The sequence below is a fragment of the Oleiphilus sp. HI0086 genome (genome assembly GCF_001635225.1).
The window spans coordinates 1-718 of sequence record NZ_LWFZ01001227.1 but is presented as its reverse complement, the minus strand read 5'-3'; the positions used below and the strand labels follow the sequence as shown (position 1 = coordinate 718).

Here is a 718-nt window from a genome sequence, read left to right as displayed (position 1 = left end):
TCAACAGAAGAGCTACAATGGGACCTTGATTACCTTCTACAATTTTGGGAATCAATTACCAGCGCTTCTGAAAGCCGCCCCGCTCCTTTCCTCATATACCAGGAAAGCAATGTCATCATCCGTGCTATTCGCGATTACTTGCGCCAGGACATTGGCGAAGTACTTGTTGACGCACCGCTTGTGTTTGAAGATGTTCTAAATTTCGTTCGTTCAGTTATGCCTGCTTATGAAAGCAAGATCAAACTCTACCAAGACGAAACGCCATTATTCAGCCGTTATCAGATCGAAGCTCAAATCGAGACAGCGTTCCAACGCGAAGTAAAACTGCCTTCTGGCGGCTCAATTGTTATCGACCCAACGGAAGCACTTGTTTCAATCGATATCAACTCAGCTCGTGCAACTAAGGGCAGCGACATTGAAGAGACAGCACTTCAAACTAACCTTGAAGCTGCAGAAGAAATTGCTCGCCAGCTTCGTTTACGAGATATGGGTGGTTTGGTTGTTATCGACTTTATCGATATGGGCCCTGCAAAAAATCAACGTGACGTTGAAAACCGCATGCGTAAAGCCCTAGAACTTGACCGCGCACGCGTTCAGGTTGGCAAGATATCTCGTTTCGGGCTCCTTGAAATGTCACGACAGCGTTTACGACCTTCACTAAGTGAGACCCGCGCAGCAGTATGCCCTCGCTGTAGCGGACAAGGTACGATTCGTGACG

At 47.5% G+C, this 718-nt stretch carries 1 protein-coding gene; it reads left to right on the top strand.

Annotated features, from left to right (window positions below):
- Positions 1-718, top strand: a 718-nt coding sequence (locus tag A3756_RS21420) for an Rne/Rng family ribonuclease (protein WP_156490664.1), incomplete at both ends; no start/stop codon positions are given.